Raw genomic sequence first — 16,508 nt, forward strand, 5'->3', positions numbered from 1 at the left:
CCACGGCACTTTACGGGGTTTTCCGCCGCAAATCCGTTTCATTTCGGGACTGCCTCACAACTGCCCCGCACTTAATCGCCATTTAACTAAAACTTGCCTTAATGCCGTCCCGCACCTCTGCGAAATGCTGCCGATGAGTTCGGCGGACGATCGTACTGGCCGCCGTTCGAAGGTGCCCGCGCCGTGCACCTTGGAGCGGCGGTTATGGGGGAGACGAGGTGGAACCAGTCCGGATGCAAGGCGAATGAATATTAGTTTAGTTGCGTGTTACGAGTTCGCGGCACCCACTCTTAAGAGACCAGCCCGCAAAGTGACCTCGCAAAGTCTGATCACTGCGTCTGCAGTGATCGGTCTCGTGGTCGGCTGCGGCTGGACGCTATACGCCAATATTTTTGCGGCGAGCCCTTATCCTGAACTCGGCAGCACCAGTTTCGATGCGCCGGTCGCGCGCCGTTTCGTCGATTTCTCCGTCCACAGCGTTGTGCGGGTTGAGCCTCCGACGATTGAGGCGCCGGAAGCCACACCAGTCGAGCCCGCGCTTTCCTTCCTCGATCGTTTCGCCGCCGCTTCGCCGCAAGGTGTCGCGCCGTCTCCCGTGCCGGAAGAACCCGTAAAGCTCGCGATCGCGCCGAAGCCCGAACCTCTGAAGCTCGCCGAAGCGCCCAAGGCGAAAGAGACACCGAAGGAGCCGTCAAAGGAGGCCGCAAAATTCCAGCTCGCGTCGGCTTCGCCGGCGGCGCCGCCGGAAGATCCTCCGAAGGGCATGGGCAAGATCCGCGACATGGCGCAGCGCGCGAAGAATGCGATTCTGTCGCTCGGCTCCGGCGAGCGTCAGTCGATCGTCGACAAGCTATGGGGCAAGGAGCCGTCTTCGCGTAATCCAGTTTTAGCTTATGCTTCCGCCGACGCCAGCGCCACAGTGAATGTCACCGGCAGCGTCGGCCGCGAGCAGAATCCGATGCTGGGTGGTTCGCCGCCTTACGACCGCGACACCGCCATCTACGACATCACCGCGCACACGGTATATCTGCCCGACGGCACCAAGCTCGATGCGCATTCCGGCCTGGGCTCAAATCTCGACGATCCGCATTCCTCCCGCGTTCGCATGCGCGGCGTGACGCCGCCGCATATCTACACGCTGAAACCGCGCGAGTCGTTGTTTCACGGCGTAGCTGCGTTGCGGCTGACGCCGGTCGGCGGTGAGGACGCGATCTTTGGCCGCGAAGGCCTGCTCGCGCACTCCTTCATGCTGGGGCCGAACGGCGATTCCAACGGCTGCGTCTCGTTCCGCGACTACAACGCCTTCCTCAGCGCCTACCACAACCAGGGCATCCGCAAGCTCGCTGTGGTCGCGCGCGTGGACTAAGCAGGCGGGACCTCCGCTTCAAGGACTTGCACTTCAAGGGCTCCCGCTTCATCCACTTTGGGTTCATTTCCGCTTTCGGTTTTTCGGGCGTGTCGGTAATCTTGCTCCTATGTCCGAGCCAGATTTTCAGCCGACGCTGGTCGGCCCCAGCATCACCATCAGACCGATCAGACCGGATGACTGGACGGAGCTCTATGCGGCCGGCTCCGATCCGAAGATCTGGGAAGTACATCCGGTTTCCACCCGATACACCGAGCCTGAATTTCGAAAATTCTTCGACGGTGCGGTCGCTTCAAACATGGGCTTTGCGTTCGTCGACCGTGTCACCGGCCGCCTGATCGGATCGAGCCGTTATTACGGCTACGAGCCCGAGATCGGCGAAATCGAGATCGGCTGGACTTTTCTCGCCCGCAGCCATTGGGGCGGCGGCGCCAATCGCGAGGTCAAGCGCATGATGCTCGACCACGCTTTCAGCTTCGTCGAGACCGTTGTGTTTTGGGTCGGCCACGAGAATTGGCGCTCGCAGGGCGCGATGACCAAGATCGGCGGGGTCAAACGCGAAGGCCTGTTCACCCGCGCGCTTTCCGGCGATCAGCCGTATTTTATTTTCGAGATCAGAAAAGGCCGCTATGAAGCAGGGGGCCGCGCACTGTTGGCGTGAGTCGGGAGAGGGGCTTTCATGACGCTGACGCCGGACGAAGGCGCCCGATCTCCGTGGATCACCGTGTGGTTCAGCCCGCGCCTCACCATTGAACGCCTCGTTGCGACCCGACCGACCTACCTGGTCTGGCTGCTGGCGATCCTCGGCACGGTCGCGAGCCTCTACAACCAGATTTCGGTGATCGACGGCGCAACCTATCTGCTGAACTGGCAGCTTGGGCTGGGCCTCGTGTTGCTTGGCATACTCGTCGGCATCGCGTGGTTATATCTGGCGGGGTTGTTACTGAGTTGGATCGGTCGCCTGTTAGGCGGACGGGCGCCTGCTCTTCACCTGCGCGCCGCGTTTGCCTGGAGTAGCGTGCCGACGATCCTCGGATTCATCGTGATCGTTGCGATCGGTGCCGCGAACGGTCGCGGAACAGCCCTGGACCTCGTTCCATTGCTGGTGGCGGCTTCATCGTTGTGGTCGCTGATCGTCTTCCTGTTGATGCTGGGGCGTATCGAGCATTTCGGGTTCTGGCGGACGATACTGACTTATGTGTTCAATCTTGTTCTGGGACTTGCGGCTGCGCTCTTCATTCGCGGTCTTCTCTACCAGCCGTTCAATATTCCGTCGGCCTCCATGAGTCCGACGCTGCTTGTCGGTGACTATGTTCTCGTTTCGAAGTTCGCCTACGGCTATAGCCGCTTTTCGCCACCATTTTCGGCACCGCTACCTTCGGGCCGAATATTTTCCGCCGAACCGACGCCCGGTGATGTCGTCGTGTTTCGCGTTTCGAAAGACCAGGCAGTCGACTACGTGAAACGTGTCGTCGGACTGCCCGGCGATCGCATTCAGATGAAACAAGGCCGTCTTTACATCAATGACACGCCGGTCAAGCGCGAGCCTTTGGCCCGCATTTTTGATGACGGTGCGTGCGGATCGGCATCCGGCACGTCGGCGAGACGTTGGCAGGAAACATTGCCGAACGACGTGACTTACGAGACGCTCGATTGCGTGGACAACAGCTTTCTCGATAACACCGATGTTTATACCGTCCCGGAAGGTCATTTTTTCATGCTGGGCGATAATCGCGATAACTCAACCGACAGCCGTGTGCTCTCGCAAGTCGGCTATGTTCCCTTTGATAATTTGATTGGCCGCGTAAGCTTGATTTTCTTCTCGCGCGAGGATGGAGGCGGCGCGCCGGCGCGTGTTCGCACCGATCGGATCGGCAAGCTGGTGCGGTGAGGATGCGCTTCCTGTTCGAAGCTCGAACAGCGCAGTGGCCGCGCCCGAAAATGCGCGGGAACCGAGATGCGTCCTGCGAAAATGCGTCGCCGTTATCAAAAGCGCGACGCCCGTCAGTAAAATCGACCAGCGATTTTAACGCTTTAATAACCGATATTGCTAACGCGAACTCCACGCTCGGATTTTATTCTTGTCCGCCGGGGAGTGAAAAAAATGCTGAAAACCAGCAAAAACTTGGTCGGTGGAAAGGGTGCGGTCGACGTCGGCGGTTTTGCCGACGGCGAGCAGCCTGGCCGACGCAATCCAATTCGCTGGCTCGTCATTTCCGGCATTCTGCTGATCGTGGCCATTGCGATCGGCACCGCGGTCATGATCGCGAATTTCCGTGACCACGCGATCGAGAGCAGCACGCGGGAATTGGAAAATACCACGTTGTTGCTTGCCCGCCACTTCGACCAGGAACTGGACGATGTCGAGGTGCCGTTAATCGACCTCGTCGAACAGATCCATCAGGCCGGGATCGTGTCTCCCGACGATTTCAAGCGCCGGATGTCAACGCACGAAATGCACCTGCAGTTGAAGGAAAGGGTCAGCCGCGCTTACAAAATCGCCGGCGTCAACATCTACGACGCGGACGGCATCCTGATCAATTCGTCGGAAGTCTCGCCCGTTCCAAACGTCAAGATCGACGATCGCGCTTACTTCAAGACCTTCAAGTTCGACCCCGAGGCACCGAACCTGCAGATCGCACTGGTGTATAGCCGCTTCACTTCGCAGTGGAAAATAATGATCGCCCACAAGGTGAATGGGCCGAACGGCCAGTTCCTGGGCATTGTTTCGCGGGCCATCGCGCCGGCAAAAATCGAGGAGTTCTTTTCGGCCGTCGCGCTCGGAAAGGGTGCTGCGATTATCATGCACCACCATGACGGCGTGCTGCTGGCGCGATATCCCCATGTCGAGGAGATCATCGGCAAGAACTTCAAGGTCGGCTCGACGCCGCAGGCGGCCGTGTTGAGTCTGGATCACGGTACTTCCCGGGTGATCAGCCCTGTTGACGGTTCGGAGCGGCTGGTTGCCGTACGGAGCCTGGCCCGATTTCCGTTGACGGTGGTGGCGACGACCACGGTCGCCTCCGCTCTCGCCGACTGGCGTGCACAAACCAAATTCCTGATCATCGCCGCAAGTCTTTCGGCAATCATCGCCGCTGTCATTCTCGTGCTGATCGTCCGGCGCCTGTCCTGGCAGCATCAGTCTTCGCAGAATCGCGTCAAGCTGGAAAAGCAACGCCTCGATACCGCCGTCGAGAATATGACGCAGGGCTTGACGTTGTTCGATCGAACCAAACGTCTCGTCGTCTGCAACCAGCGATATATTGAGATGTACGGGTTGTCGCCCGAAGTGGTCAAACCCGGTTGCTATCTGCGCGACCTGATAAGCCATCGAAATGAGCTCGGCTTCATTCTGGTCGATATCGACGAATATTGCACCCGAATTCTCGAACATGTTGCACGCGGGGAGACGGTTACCCTGCAATCCAAGGATGGACGTTCGATTCAAATCACGCACCGACCGCTGTCCGATGGCGGGTGGGTCGCCACCCATGAAGACATTACCGAACGGACGCGCCAGGAGCAGGACACTTTTCAGCAGGCGACCGAACTCGCACGCATCAACATGCAATTTGACGCAGCCTTGAGCAACATGGCGCAGGGGCTTTGCATGTTCGACGGCCAGAGGCGGCTCGTGGTCTGGAACGAACGCTATGCCGAACTGTACCGGTTGTCGCCGGATCTGCTGAAAATCGGAACGCTTCACCAGGCCATCATTGCCGATCGAATCTCTCGCGGCATTCTCAAGGGTGAGACGAGCGACCTGGCGGCACGGAAAAAAATTGCTTCGTTGAACCAGCTTCCGAAGGATGCGGCATCGAGCAGGGTCGACGAATTTTCCGACGGGCGCTTCATCCTGGTGACCCGCCAGCCGATGGCCGACGGCGGCTGGCTGGCAACGCACGAAGACATCACTGAACGGCGGCGGGCGGAGGCGGAGATCATCCACCTGGCGCGCCACGACGCGCTGACGGGACTTGCGAACCGCGCCGAATTCAATGCCAAGCTCGAAGAGGCGAGCAAGCGACTGAAGCGGAACGGCGGTGCGGTCACCGTCATGATGATCGACCTCGACAGGTTCAAAGCCGTCAACGACACGCTGGGGCATCCGGCCGGCGACCAATTGCTGGTTGAGGTCGGACAACGGTTGCAGTCCACGGTCCGGGAAACCGACGTACTGGCGCGATTGGGCGGTGACGAATTTGCGATCATTCAGGAGGGCGGAGCTAATCAGCACGAGGCAGCGATTGCGCTCGCGCTTCGGATCATCGCCGCCATTTCGCAGCCGTTCGATCTCAACGGCAACAGGGCCAATCTCGGCGCCAGCATCGGAATTGTGCTGGCCCCGGAACATGAGAGTGATCCGGAGGGACTCCTGAAACGGGCGGACCTTGCGCTCTACGACGCCAAGGCCAATGGAAGAAACGATTACCGGTTCTTCCGAAGCGAGCTTCTGGAGGTTGCCGATACGCAGCGCACCGCGGAGATCGAGCTGCGCGATGCGATCGAGCGCCAGGAATTCGAACTGCATTACCAGCCCGTTGTGGATGCGAAGACGCGAACGTTGTGCGGCGTCGAGGCCCTGGTCCGATGGCGGCATCCGGCCAAGGGGCTGATTGGGCCGGACAAGTTCGTTCCGCTCGCGGAATCGACCGGCCTTATCGTGCCGCTTGGCGAGTGGATTCTGCGGCGGGCTTGCGCGGACGCCGCTTCCTGGCCCGCGCACGTCAAGCTGGCCATCAATATCTCGGCTATTCAGTTCAAAAAGGACGACCTCTTCGAGGTGATTTTGTCGACCCTGGTGGAGACAGGTCTCACGCCCGCACGGCTGGAGCTTGAGATCACCGAGACCTCGCTTCTTGAGAACCAGGAAGCTCACCTCACCACGATACGCCAGCTCAAGAATCTCGGAATATCCATGGCGCTCGACGATTTCGGCACAGGGTATTCTTCTGTCAATTATCTGGCGAACTTTCCGTTCGACAAGATCAAGATCGACAAGTCGTTCACGCAAGGCGTCCTCAGCCGCCGGGACTGCAAGGCCGTCGTCGCCTCGACGCTCGCGCTCGCGCAGGGGCTCGGCACCGTCACGACTGCCGAGGGCGTCGAGACGGAAGAGCAGCTCGAATACATGCGTGCGGCGGGGGTCGACCTGGTGCAGGGCTATCTGTTCGGCCGGCCGGTGCCGATCGCTCAGCTCGACCTGAGCGCCACGCTCGCGCGCAAGGAGCGGGTGGCATAGTTCGAACGGCCGGCTCAGATCGCGCCAAAGTTACGCCCGGCACGGGAACCGCAACGCTCCACACAAGTTCTTTCGTTCGAAACCTCATTGCAGGAGGGGATTCGCATGAAGCGTGTCCTGGTGTTGCTAACCATATCGCTGCCGCTATTTACCCCGCTTGCATTCGGCCGGGTGCCCGAGCTGAACATCAAGGCGCTATGCGAGGCGAGGTCGGCCGACGCGAAGAGGTCGCATTCAACCGCGGGACAGAGCACCGCGGACTGTGAGCATGATGAGGAAGCTGCAAAGCAACAGCTCAATACGCTCTGGACATCGACCCCCGCTTCCACACGAGACCAATGCGTAAGCGAGGCTCGCTCGCTGGGTACGACGAGCTACCTCGATCTCGTCACCTGCATCCAAATGACGGACGAGATCAAGTCAGACATGAAAAAGAAGACCTCGAACGAGTGAGGGCGCAGAGGTACGACAAAAACGCGTTCGTATCCTATTCGAATGTCAAACAGCCCGGCGAACATGTCTTCGCCATCTCACGGCGCCTGGACTCACCGACTACAACGGCCACATTGAGGTTCACAATTTCGCTGTCGAGTGCGGTCATGCACGACCCTGCACGACAAGCCACAGGTAAAACTAGATGAGAGCGGCGCCTAGCGTAGCGACAAAAATGCCTCAGGAAATTGAGAATCTGAACGGCGGCCTACGATGAAAATTCCGCATATGTGGCTCGACAGGCGTTCGCGATCAATCTCATCTGCTAATGCGAGCCAATTGAGCGCCATGATCCTATGCTCAACTGATCGCTGAGTTGAAACATCACTCGACGACGCACGCATCTTGCACTCGGCAGCGTACATCCTGCACTGTTTTGCGCTGATCATAGCGATTTCCCGAATTGGAGTGCGGAAACACAATACTCTCAGTCACCAAGCAAGGCGATAAACAAAGCAGCCCGTTACCTAACAGAGCAGGGTAAACACTGATTCGCTGGTCAATAACGCTCACCAACTCCAACAATCGATTAATCTGCCTCGTGTGAGCGCGCCGAAGCCGCGTGTTACCAGTTTGGGAACCTAATTGACCGAACGGAACTCAGATAAGAACTTAATCCCGACGGTCGAACTTCGCCGCCAGATTACCACGCACTGCTTTCTGCGTGCGGCGTTGGGGGAAGCTGAGAGATAGAACTTGGTGCCAATTCTCGGCGCGATCTCCATTATGAGCTTTGCCCCGCCGGCTGACACGTTGAGCACTTTGCACTCGCGGCCGCTGGCCTCTCCGACCACCGTGACCCATCCGCCGTGGATGCGTGTACGTCTCGGCGATGTACGTCGATTGCTTTTAGGCGGAGGCATAGTCAGCCTTGGTAGACAGCACCTTCATATTAATCCGTTCGGACACACGGGCGTCGTACCGACCAAAATTTGTGCCAATAAGAAACGAATGGCCATTTACTCGAGGTTACTTCAGCACGGATCGCTCTAGGTAGACGTTAATTCTTCTGTGCGTAGAAATACTCGACATCCCCCAAATTTGGCAACCGTGCCGGATGATTTGAGCGCGTTGTAAGTCAAAGCGCCGGATCGGAATTGTTAACGGTTGCTCTATATCGTGCAGATCGTCGCGGAATCGTTTCGCGTACCGCGACCATTGGTGTTGATGCATGCGATCTATCGAGATTACCGATCCCATCGAAGCCCGACGTTCCCGCTTCGCTCAATATCGGGGCCTGAAGGCGACTGTGATGTTGAATGGATTGCCGGTCACGGGGATGGTCCGTTCGGTGAAAGAGCATCATCCCATGCGCTGGACCATCACGGTGGTCGCCAGGGAGGGAAGGGCAAGCCCGCCAGTGGGGTGCAGCTCAGGCAATCAGCGTTCTGCTTGATCGGGTCGCCGCCGCTTGCGGCGGTGCCAAAAAAGCTCCCGGTCGAGCGGACTGGCCGCGCGCCGAGAGCTAGAGTTTGCGGGAGGAGAAACGAAGCGCCTAGCGCACTCGTTCGTGGTCACTGGATCAGACAACGTGCGAACACTCTACCCTCAGACGTGCATAGCCAGCCTATTGCTCGTCGCTACTCTCGCCCGGCTCTTCGAGTAAATTTAAAGCCATATCGATTTGGGCGATAAAACCCTCGATCTCTGCGCTCGTTCGGGCCGGGATTTTCGTGCAGCCGCTCTAACAGCTTCTGCTTTCGAGCAAGGAGGGTCGATAGGGTCGTCATCACGCGTCCACCAGACTGGACTGACGAGACATTCCTTTTCCGGCCGCTGCGCATTTGCCGATCGACGCGCGGATGGACGTGTCGCCAGCCGCAACAAACGCCGGATGTCCTTCGTTTTCCGACCATATTGCCGCAATCTGTCTTAGTTCATCGGCGGTGAGATACGTTGTGGGCGATTGGCGGGACACTGCGGTTCTCCTGCAATGGGGAATGAAACGCAGACTGGGAACCAGTAGTTCCACGCCCGGAACAATCGGTCCGCGGTGTTAGGTCAGGAACCGGACACTTCGTGACCTGTTATCCAAATGATCTGCGGGATCGGACCCCCTAACCCGGGCCTCAACTTCCCCACCTCCTGGTTGCGAACAACCTGGTCAAAACGCTTCCTTGCGTCCAAATACCCAAAAATTCTTCGGAGGCCATGATGCCCTCACGAAATGAAATATTGCGCGCGCGCGAACGACTTCAATTGGCGGCGCCAATTTCTGACGAGGCGAGTCTCAGCATATTGAAGGAAGATGTTGCCGATTTTCTTCGCGAGGCGAAGCGTAAAGACGTAGCAGGTGCTGATGAGTTGGTCTCGGCTGTGTTGGACGAGATCGCACGTAAATATTTTCAGCACGCCCTTCGACGACAGGCGCGCGTGACGCCGCTCCGGCGTCGAACGCGCGCCTAGACCGAGGTTGTCGTGGAAGCCCGCTATATCCCACCACGTCGATGGCGCGACAACTCACCGCGCCGCTGGCGCACCTTTGAGTGGCTCACACTCGCCGCCGTCGGGAGTGTCGGCATGCTGATCGTACTTGACCTGATTTATCGGTCCGCGTGTTGGTCGTAAACTTGGACAGCCTCGATTGATTGCTGTGATCCCTTGGCGTTGCGTGCGAACGCTATCCGCCGCACGTTACGGATTGCAGGCGCAGCATCGACTCGTGCTTCTGCTGGTAAGAGTCACCTTCAACGTTGTTTGGTCCCATTGCCATTGGACCGGCATGCATCTCGTTATTTTGAAAACGAGAGGCTATTTCCCGATGCGCCAGATCGCTCCAACGGTCAGCCTCTCCCAGCCATTTCCAGCTGTGCGCGAGGTCTGAAATGGCGCGTTGTCTGCACAACAATTCGATTTCGCGGCAGCCTGCTATTAGGTTGGTCATACCTGCTCCCTGGACTTGGGTTCTCTTCGGCCGACCACTACCGAGCCGGTTGGACCCTTTAGAGTCCACAGTGTGCTTTAAGAATGATGTGACAGCGGACCTGACGTGTTGGGACCATCCGAGGAGCGAGACGTTCGTATCCTATTTGAATGTCAAACAGCCCGGCGAACATGCCTTGCCATCTCACGGCGCGAATGCGTCTGAGTTATTGAATTAAACCCTCAAAAGAAGAGGGCGCAGGGAATGCCGGGTGCTCGCCGCACCCGTAGCCTCGTGTGTAAAATAAAAACACACGAGTAATTCACCACAGGTACGCCGAAACATTCCGGCATTTCCCCGTGCGACTGTTTTGACGGCTTGCTTCGGGCTCTCCCTGGTAATCGGCTCTTTTGTCACCATCCCCGGTGCGATGCGCAGGCATCGTCACCAGGTTGAACGTCAGCGTCGAGACGTCAGGACCACACGGCTTCGCCGTCCGCCATCATGTCGTTCGTCTTGCGAAACTACGGCGTCTGTTACGTCATTTTCGGAGACTTGTGGTGACCTCTTTTCGATGTCCAAACAAAACCCCGGCATCGCTGCCGGGGTTTTTGCCTCTAAAGCCAACTTCAGGCGTTGGTACCGCCGTCGACGGTCAGATTGGCGCCCGTGATATAGGATGCTTCCGGCCCCGCAACGAAGGCCACCATGGCCGCGACGTCGTCCACGGTCCCGTAGCGTTTGAGCGCGGTATTAGCCGTTTGGGGTTCAGCCCAATCGCCCGAGGCCGGGTTGAGTTCTGTGTCGATTGGGCCCGGCTGGATATTGTTGACGGTGATACCGCGGTCTCCCACCTCCCGGGCCAGTCCTTGCGTAAACATCCGGATGGCTCCCTTGGTCGCAGAGTAGGCGACGAGCCCGGGGGTCATCATGCGTTCGCCGACGCAAGACCCGATGTTGATGATGCGGCCCCCATTGTTGATGTGCTTCAGCGCGGCATGGGTTGCGATGAATACACCGCGCAGGTTGAGGTCGATGACGCGATCGGTTTCTTCCAGTGTGCTTTCTTCGAATGTCTTCGGGATCGCCGTGCCCGCATTGTTCACCAGTACATCGAGTTTGCCGAACGAGGTCACCATCTTGTCGATGGCGGACTGGACCGCCGCAGCGTCGGTCGCATCCGCCTGGATCGCGATCGCCTGTCCGCCGGCGTCTTTGATGGTCTCGACCACCGCCGCGGCCGCGTCGGCGCCCTTCGAATAGGTGATGGCGACCCGCGCGCCGTCGGCAGCGAGACGTTTTGCGATTGCCGCACCGATACCGCGCGAGGCTCCGGTCACGAATGCGGTCTTGCCTTCAAGTTTTCCTGACATGGGGAATCTCCTTATGAGTTGCGAGAGAAAGTGTCGAGGCGGTTCACAGCTTCGAGCCGCCGTCGACGTGAATCGTGTCGCCGGTGATCCAGCGCGCCTCCGACGAGGCGAGGAAAGCGATCGCATCGCCGACGTCGTCGGCCTGCGCGATGCGTTTAAAGGTTTGCAGGCCGAGCGCGTAATCGCGCCCTTCGTTCGTCTTGGTGAAGGACGACATGTCGGTCGCAACAACGCCGGGTGCCACCGCATTGACCCGGATGCCACGCGCGCCGAGGGCGGACGAAAAATGCTTCACCAGCGTGTCGATGGCGCCCTTGGTCGCAGCGTAAGCCGGCAGCGAGCCGACCACGGCATGTGCGGCGAGCGAGGAGAGCAGCACGATGCTGCTGCCCTCATGCATGATCGGCAGCAACTGCTGCACCAGGAAGAACGGCGCGCGGACATTGACCGCAAACAGCCGGTCGAAATCCTCAACCGTCGTCTCTTCGATAGAAGCCGATTTCGCCACGCCGGCGTTGGCAACCAGAATGTCGAGCCGGTCGCCGACGATGGAGCGAACCTGCCGCGCCAGTTTGTGGGGGCCGTCGGCTGCCGCGAGATCGGCGGCGATCGCATCGGCCTTGCCGTCGCTTTTGCGGATTTCGGCTACGACTTCTTCGGCTTCCTTCGCGGCGCTGCCGTAGTGGATAAGCACCTGCGCGCCGAGTTTGGCGAGGGCCAGCGCGCTGGCCCGGCCGATACCGCGCGAGGCGCCAGTGACGAGAGCGGTTTTTCCCTTGAGATTGGTCATGGTCATTCTCCGTGTCATGCAAAGTTGAGAAGGCGGCGGCTCATGCCCATTTTTCCTGGTCGAGGAACGCCGAGACTTCGCGGATAAACGTTTCCGGATACTGGTAGAAAGGAGCGTGGCTGGAATCCGGAAAGATGATGAGCTGCGCGTTCGGCAGGTGCTGTTGCAGGGTGAATCCGTTGACTGTGGGAATGATCAGGTCGTTGTGGCCATGCACGACGAGCGCCGGTTGATGAATTTCACTTAAGTAATCAAGAACGCCATCGACCTTCTTGTTCGACAAGGCGATCGCCTGGTACTGGGTGGCAGCGGATGCCTCGCTGACTTCTGGACTGCGGTCCCGGCGGCGGTGCTTGCGTTCAAGATACGCGAGACCGGCTGCCCGGCCGGCGGGAGAGGCTGAGAAATGCGCGGCGATCCAGAGATGTTCGGGCGGATCATACGTCGCGGAAAATATCTCCGCCGCTTTGCTGGCGGCGGTGTCGGCGCCGCGAGGGCCAGTGCCTACCAGGACCAGCTTGCGCACCAGATCCGGCGCTTGCACGGCGATCTCCTGAGCGATCTTGCCGCCGATCGAGTATCCCAGGATGTCGGCCTTGCTGATTCCGAGCGCCTTGATAAAGGCGATCGCGTCCCTTGCCATATCGGGGAAAGTCGGCGGCACCTCGCCCGAGCTCGCGCCAACACCTGCGTTGTCGAACATGATCACTTCGCGGCGCTCGGCCAGCCCGTCGGTAATCACCGGATCCCAGTGGTCCATGGTGCCGCGAAAGTGAATGTTCATGACGATCGGCACGCTGCCTGTCTTGCCGAAGCGCCGATAGGCGAAGCGGATGCCGGTGGCCTCGACGAATTGCGTGGGCGCGGTCTGGTGGGTGTAGGTAGTCATGACAGAACTCCTGTTGTTTTCGAGAGAAGCGGATCAGCTCGCGGTCTTGCCGCCATTGACGCGGATGATCTGGCCGGTGACGAAGGACGCCCTTGCCGAACCGAGAAACGTCACGGCGTCGGCGATCTCCTGAGGGTTGGCGCCCCGCTTGAGCGGCACCGCGGCATAGAACGCCGCCTTCTTGTCCGGCGTGCCGGTCAATCGATCGAGCATGGCGGTATCGGTCGGGCCGGGTGCAACCGCGTTGACGCGGACGCCGAAAGCGGCGGCCTCTAACGCGGCCGACTTGGTCAGGCCTTCGACCGCGTGCTTGCTCGCGACGTAAAGCGCGAGATTGGCTGCGCCGCGCTCGCCCATGGTCGAGGAAATATTGACGATGCTGCCTGTGCCCCGCGGCTGCATCACCCGCAGTTCATGCTTCAGGCTGAGCAGCGTGCCGAGCACGTTGGTGTCGAACGTCGCAGCGTAACTTTCGGGCGTCTGCGCGGTGAGCGGACCCGGCTGGCCCTCGGTCCCGGCATTATTGACGGCGACATCAAGGCGGCCGAAGCGGGCGACGGTCTGATCGACCAGGCGCCGAACGTCGTCCTCATGGCGGACATCGGCGGGGATGAACGCGGCCTCGGCGCCGAGGCGGCGCAGTTCGGCCTCCAGCGCCTCGCCTTCGGCCTGGCGGCGGCCGGATAACACGACGGTGGCGCCTTCGCGTCCGAAGGCTAAAGCGGTGGCGCGTCCGATGCCTGTGAGCGCGCCGGTGATGAGGATGACGGGAGTGGTCATGGCAATTGTCCTTTGGCCTGACCCGGCCCGAACCCTACCGGTCGGGTATGCCGGGCAAGTACGGTGCCGTTGTCAGATGCTTATTTGTGGCGGTCTGGTGCTTTTGAAAAAGACTTTGTAAGCTCCACATCATGCTTGGGAGGCATGGTATGGAGCTCCGTCATCTACGCTATTTCGTTGCGGTCGCTGAGGAGGGCAGCCTCACGGTGGCTGCCGAGAAGCGTCTGCATACAGCTCAGCCTTCGCTGAGCCGGCAAATCAGGGACTTGGAATATGAGGTCGGGGTGCCGTTACTGACCCGCAGCGTGCATGGCGTTGAATTGACCGCCGGCGGCCGCGCCTTTCTCGATCATGCGCGGCTCGCGCTCACGCAGGCCGAGGCCGCGGCAGAAGCGGCGCGCCGCGCCACTCAACCAGCCAAGCAGGTCTTCGCGGTCGGCTTTACCACCGGCCAGGAAGTCGACTGGCTTCCGCGCGCGACAGGTCTCTTGCGCGGCGAACTTGCCAAGATCGAGATCAGGGTTTCGAGCGACCATTCGGCGGCGCTTGCCAGCGAACTGGGGCAGGGCAAACTTGACATTGCCTTTCTGCGTGCCGAGCAGAATCCCGACATCGCGCTCAAGGTGATTGCGAAGGAGCCGCTGGTTGCAATCCTGCCGAGCGACCACAAGCTGGCCGACCGCAAGAGCGTCGACGTGAGGGATTTTGTCGGGGAGACCTATATCGGCATATCGAAGGTGCCGCGCGTGCTGCGCGGCGTCATCGCCGACTATCTCAAGCGGCGAAAGCTTGAAATCACGCCATCGTTCGAGATCGACAATTACGCGATGGCGATTTCGCTCGTCGCATCGACGCGCGGGGTGGCGCTGTTGCCGGCCTCGGCACGGCATTTCCTGCCATGGTCGGTGGTCAGCCGGCCGCTGAGGGGCGAAGCGCCGACGATCGACGTCGCCATCGGCTATCACAAGGCCAACACGTCTCAGGTCCTGAAGACGTTTCTGTCTCGTATCGACGAACTCACGGCGGAGCGATGAGATGGAGACGGTTCTTCAAACAAAAACCCCGGCAGCGATGCCGGGGTTTTGCATTTCGTGATTGGGAGCGAGGTCCCGGCTTCTCGCGAAGCGGCATGAAGAATGCCGCATCGCGTCCGGACCAGACCGGATCAGAAATCCATGCCGCCCATGCCGCCGCCCGGAGGCATGCCGCCAGCGCCACCGCCGGCGTTCTTCTTCGGCAGTTCGGCGATCATGGCTTCGGTCGTGATCAAAAGCGCGGCCACGGAGGCTGCGTTCTGGATCGCGGCGCGAACCACCTTGGTCGGGTCGATGATGCCCTTGGTGACCAGGTTGCCGTATTCGCCGGTCTGGCTGTCGAAGCCGAAGGCATACTGATCCTTCTCGAGGATCTTGCCGACGATCACCGAGCCGTCTTCGCCTGCGTTGATCGCGATCTGGCGCGCCGGCCAGGACAGTGCTTTGCGCACAATCTCGACGCCGGTCTTCTGGTCGTCGTTCTTGGTGCGGATGCCCTTGAGCGCCTCGGAAGCACGGAGCAGGGCGACGCCGCCGCCCGGAACGATGCCTTCTTCCACAGCCGCACGGGTCGCATGCATCGCGTCATCCACGCGATCCTTGCGCTCCTTCACCTCGACCTCAGTCGCGCCGCCGACGCGGATCACCGCGACGCCGCCGGCGAGCTTGGCCAGACGCTCCTGGAGTTTCTCGCGGTCGTAGTCCGAGGTGGTTTCCTCGATCTGCGCCTTGATCTGCGAAACGCGCGCTTCGATGTCGGCCTTCTTGCCGGCGCCGTTGACGATCGTGGTGTTTTCCTTGTCGATCATCACCTTCTTGGCACGGCCAAGCATGTTGAGGGTGACGTTCTCAAGCTTGATGCCGAGGTCTTCCGAGATCGCCTGGCCGCCGGTCAGGACCGCGATGTCCTGCAGCATGGCCTTGCGGCGATCGCCGAAGCCCGGCGCCTTGACGGCGGCGACCTTCAGACCACCGCGGAGACGGTTCACCACAAGCGTGGCCAAAGCCTCGCCTTCGACGTCTTCCGCGACGATGACCAGCGGCTTGCCGGTCTGCACCACGGCCTCGAGCAGCGGCAGCAGCTCGTTGAGCGAGGACAGCTTCTTCTCGTTGATCAGGATATAGGCATCGTCCATTTCAACGCGCATCTTGTCGGCGTTGGTGACGAAGTAGGGCGAGATATAGCCGCGGTCGAACTGCATGCCTTCGACGACATCGAGTTCGGTTTCGAGCGACTTGGCTTCTTCAACCGTAATGACGCCCTCGTTGCCGACCTTCTTCATCGCATCGGCGAGGAATTTGCCGATCTCGGCGTCGCCGTTCGACGAAATCGTGCCGACCTGGGCGATTTCCTCGTTCGAGGTGACCTTCTTGGAGTTCTTGACGAGGTCGGCGACCACGGCTTCCACCGCGAGATCAATACCGCGCTTCAGATCCATCGGGTTCATGCCGGCGGCAACCGACTTGGCGCCTTCGCGGACGATCGCAGCGGCAAGAACCGTTGCGGTGGTGGTGCCGTCGCCGGCAGCATCGGCCGACTTGGAGGCGACTTCGCGTACCATCTGGGCGCCCATGTTCTCGAACTTGTCTTCAAGCTCGATTTCCTTGGCGACGGTGACGCCGTCCTTGGTGATGCGGGGGGCGCCGAACGACTTGTCGAGCACGACGTTGCGGCCCTT

At 60.0% G+C, this 16,508-nt stretch carries 14 protein-coding genes; 7 read left to right on the forward strand and 7 right to left on the reverse strand.

Annotated elements, in window-relative coordinates:
* Positions 1–310 precede the first annotated feature (310 nt).
* From ABSE61_RS19615 to ABSE61_RS19635, 5 genes are all read left to right on the forward strand, one after another.
* Positions 311–1,366, forward strand: a complete 1,056-nt coding sequence (locus ABSE61_RS19615; RefSeq protein WP_423872787.1) for a DUF2778 domain-containing protein — start codon at positions 311–313, stop codon at positions 1,364–1,366.
* Positions 1,367–1,475: 109 nt separating this feature from the next.
* Entirely contained in the window at positions 1,476–2,027 is a 552-nt protein-coding gene (locus tag ABSE61_RS19620) for a GNAT family N-acetyltransferase (RefSeq protein ID WP_423872788.1), read from the forward strand.
* Positions 2,028–2,045: 18 nt separating this feature from the next.
* Positions 2,046–3,257: a signal peptidase I gene (gene lepB, locus ABSE61_RS19625; protein ID WP_423872789.1), complete on the forward strand. Its 1,212-nt coding sequence runs from the start codon at positions 2,046–2,048 to the stop codon at positions 3,255–3,257.
* Positions 3,258–3,470: 213 nt separating this feature from the next.
* Positions 3,471–6,608 carry a bifunctional diguanylate cyclase/phosphodiesterase gene (locus ABSE61_RS19630; protein ID WP_423872790.1) on the forward strand — a complete coding sequence of 1,046 codons (3,138 nt, stop codon included), beginning with the start codon at positions 3,471–3,473 and terminating at the stop codon, positions 6,606–6,608.
* Positions 6,609–6,713: 105 nt separating this feature from the next.
* Positions 6,714–7,061: a hypothetical protein gene (locus ABSE61_RS19635; RefSeq protein WP_423872791.1), complete on the forward strand. Its 348-nt coding sequence runs from the start codon at positions 6,714–6,716 to the stop codon at positions 7,059–7,061.
* A 620-nt stretch (positions 7,062–7,681) separates the two neighbouring features.
* On the opposite strand, the gene ABSE61_RS19640 is transcribed toward ABSE61_RS19635, so the two are convergent.
* A complete protein-coding gene (locus ABSE61_RS19640; protein ID WP_423872792.1) occupies positions 7,682–7,963 on the reverse strand; it encodes a PilZ domain-containing protein in 282 nt (93 codons plus the stop codon).
* A gap of 1,288 nt (positions 7,964–9,251) precedes the next feature.
* On the opposite strand from ABSE61_RS19640, the gene ABSE61_RS19645 reads away from it, so the two are divergent.
* Positions 9,252–9,506, forward strand: coding sequence for a hypothetical protein (locus ABSE61_RS19645; protein ID WP_423872793.1), 255 nt, complete (start codon positions 9,252–9,254; stop codon positions 9,504–9,506).
* A 214-nt stretch (positions 9,507–9,720) separates the two neighbouring features.
* Here the strand turns inward: ABSE61_RS19645 and ABSE61_RS19650 are convergent, their stop codons facing one another.
* From ABSE61_RS19650 to ABSE61_RS19670, 5 genes are all read right to left on the reverse strand, one after another.
* The gene (locus ABSE61_RS19650) at positions 9,721–9,984 is read right to left on the reverse strand and encodes a hypothetical protein (protein WP_423872794.1); all 264 of its coding nucleotides are present in this window, start codon (positions 9,982–9,984) and stop codon (positions 9,721–9,723) included.
* 608 nt (positions 9,985–10,592) lie between these two features.
* The gene (locus ABSE61_RS19655) at positions 10,593–11,336 is read right to left on the reverse strand and encodes a 3-oxoacyl-ACP reductase family protein (RefSeq protein WP_423872795.1); all 744 of its coding nucleotides are present in this window, start codon (positions 11,334–11,336) and stop codon (positions 10,593–10,595) included.
* 43 nt (positions 11,337–11,379) lie between these two features.
* Positions 11,380–12,126: an SDR family NAD(P)-dependent oxidoreductase gene (locus tag ABSE61_RS19660; protein ID WP_423872796.1), complete on the reverse strand. Its 747-nt coding sequence runs from the start codon at positions 12,124–12,126 to the stop codon at positions 11,380–11,382.
* 40 nt (positions 12,127–12,166) lie between these two features.
* The gene (locus ABSE61_RS19665) at positions 12,167–13,015 is read right to left on the reverse strand and encodes an alpha/beta fold hydrolase (protein ID WP_423872797.1); all 849 of its coding nucleotides are present in this window, start codon (positions 13,013–13,015) and stop codon (positions 12,167–12,169) included.
* A 33-nt stretch (positions 13,016–13,048) separates the two neighbouring features.
* On the reverse strand, positions 13,049–13,795 hold the full coding sequence (locus tag ABSE61_RS19670; protein ID WP_423872798.1) for an SDR family NAD(P)-dependent oxidoreductase: 747 nt from the start codon (positions 13,793–13,795) through the stop codon (positions 13,049–13,051).
* A gap of 149 nt (positions 13,796–13,944) precedes the next feature.
* On the opposite strand from ABSE61_RS19670, the gene ABSE61_RS19675 reads away from it, so the two are divergent.
* A complete protein-coding gene (locus ABSE61_RS19675) occupies positions 13,945–14,829 on the forward strand; it encodes a LysR family transcriptional regulator (protein WP_423872799.1) in 885 nt (294 codons plus the stop codon).
* A gap of 131 nt (positions 14,830–14,960) precedes the next feature.
* On the opposite strand, the gene groL is transcribed toward ABSE61_RS19675, so the two are convergent.
* A partial coding sequence (gene groL, locus ABSE61_RS19680; RefSeq protein ID WP_423872800.1) for a chaperonin GroEL occupies positions 14,961–16,508 on the reverse strand: 1,548 nt, incomplete at its 5' end.

The organism is Bradyrhizobium sp. (assembly GCF_049519115.1).
In the GTDB taxonomy this organism is placed as follows: domain Bacteria; phylum Pseudomonadota; class Alphaproteobacteria; order Rhizobiales; family Xanthobacteraceae; genus Bradyrhizobium.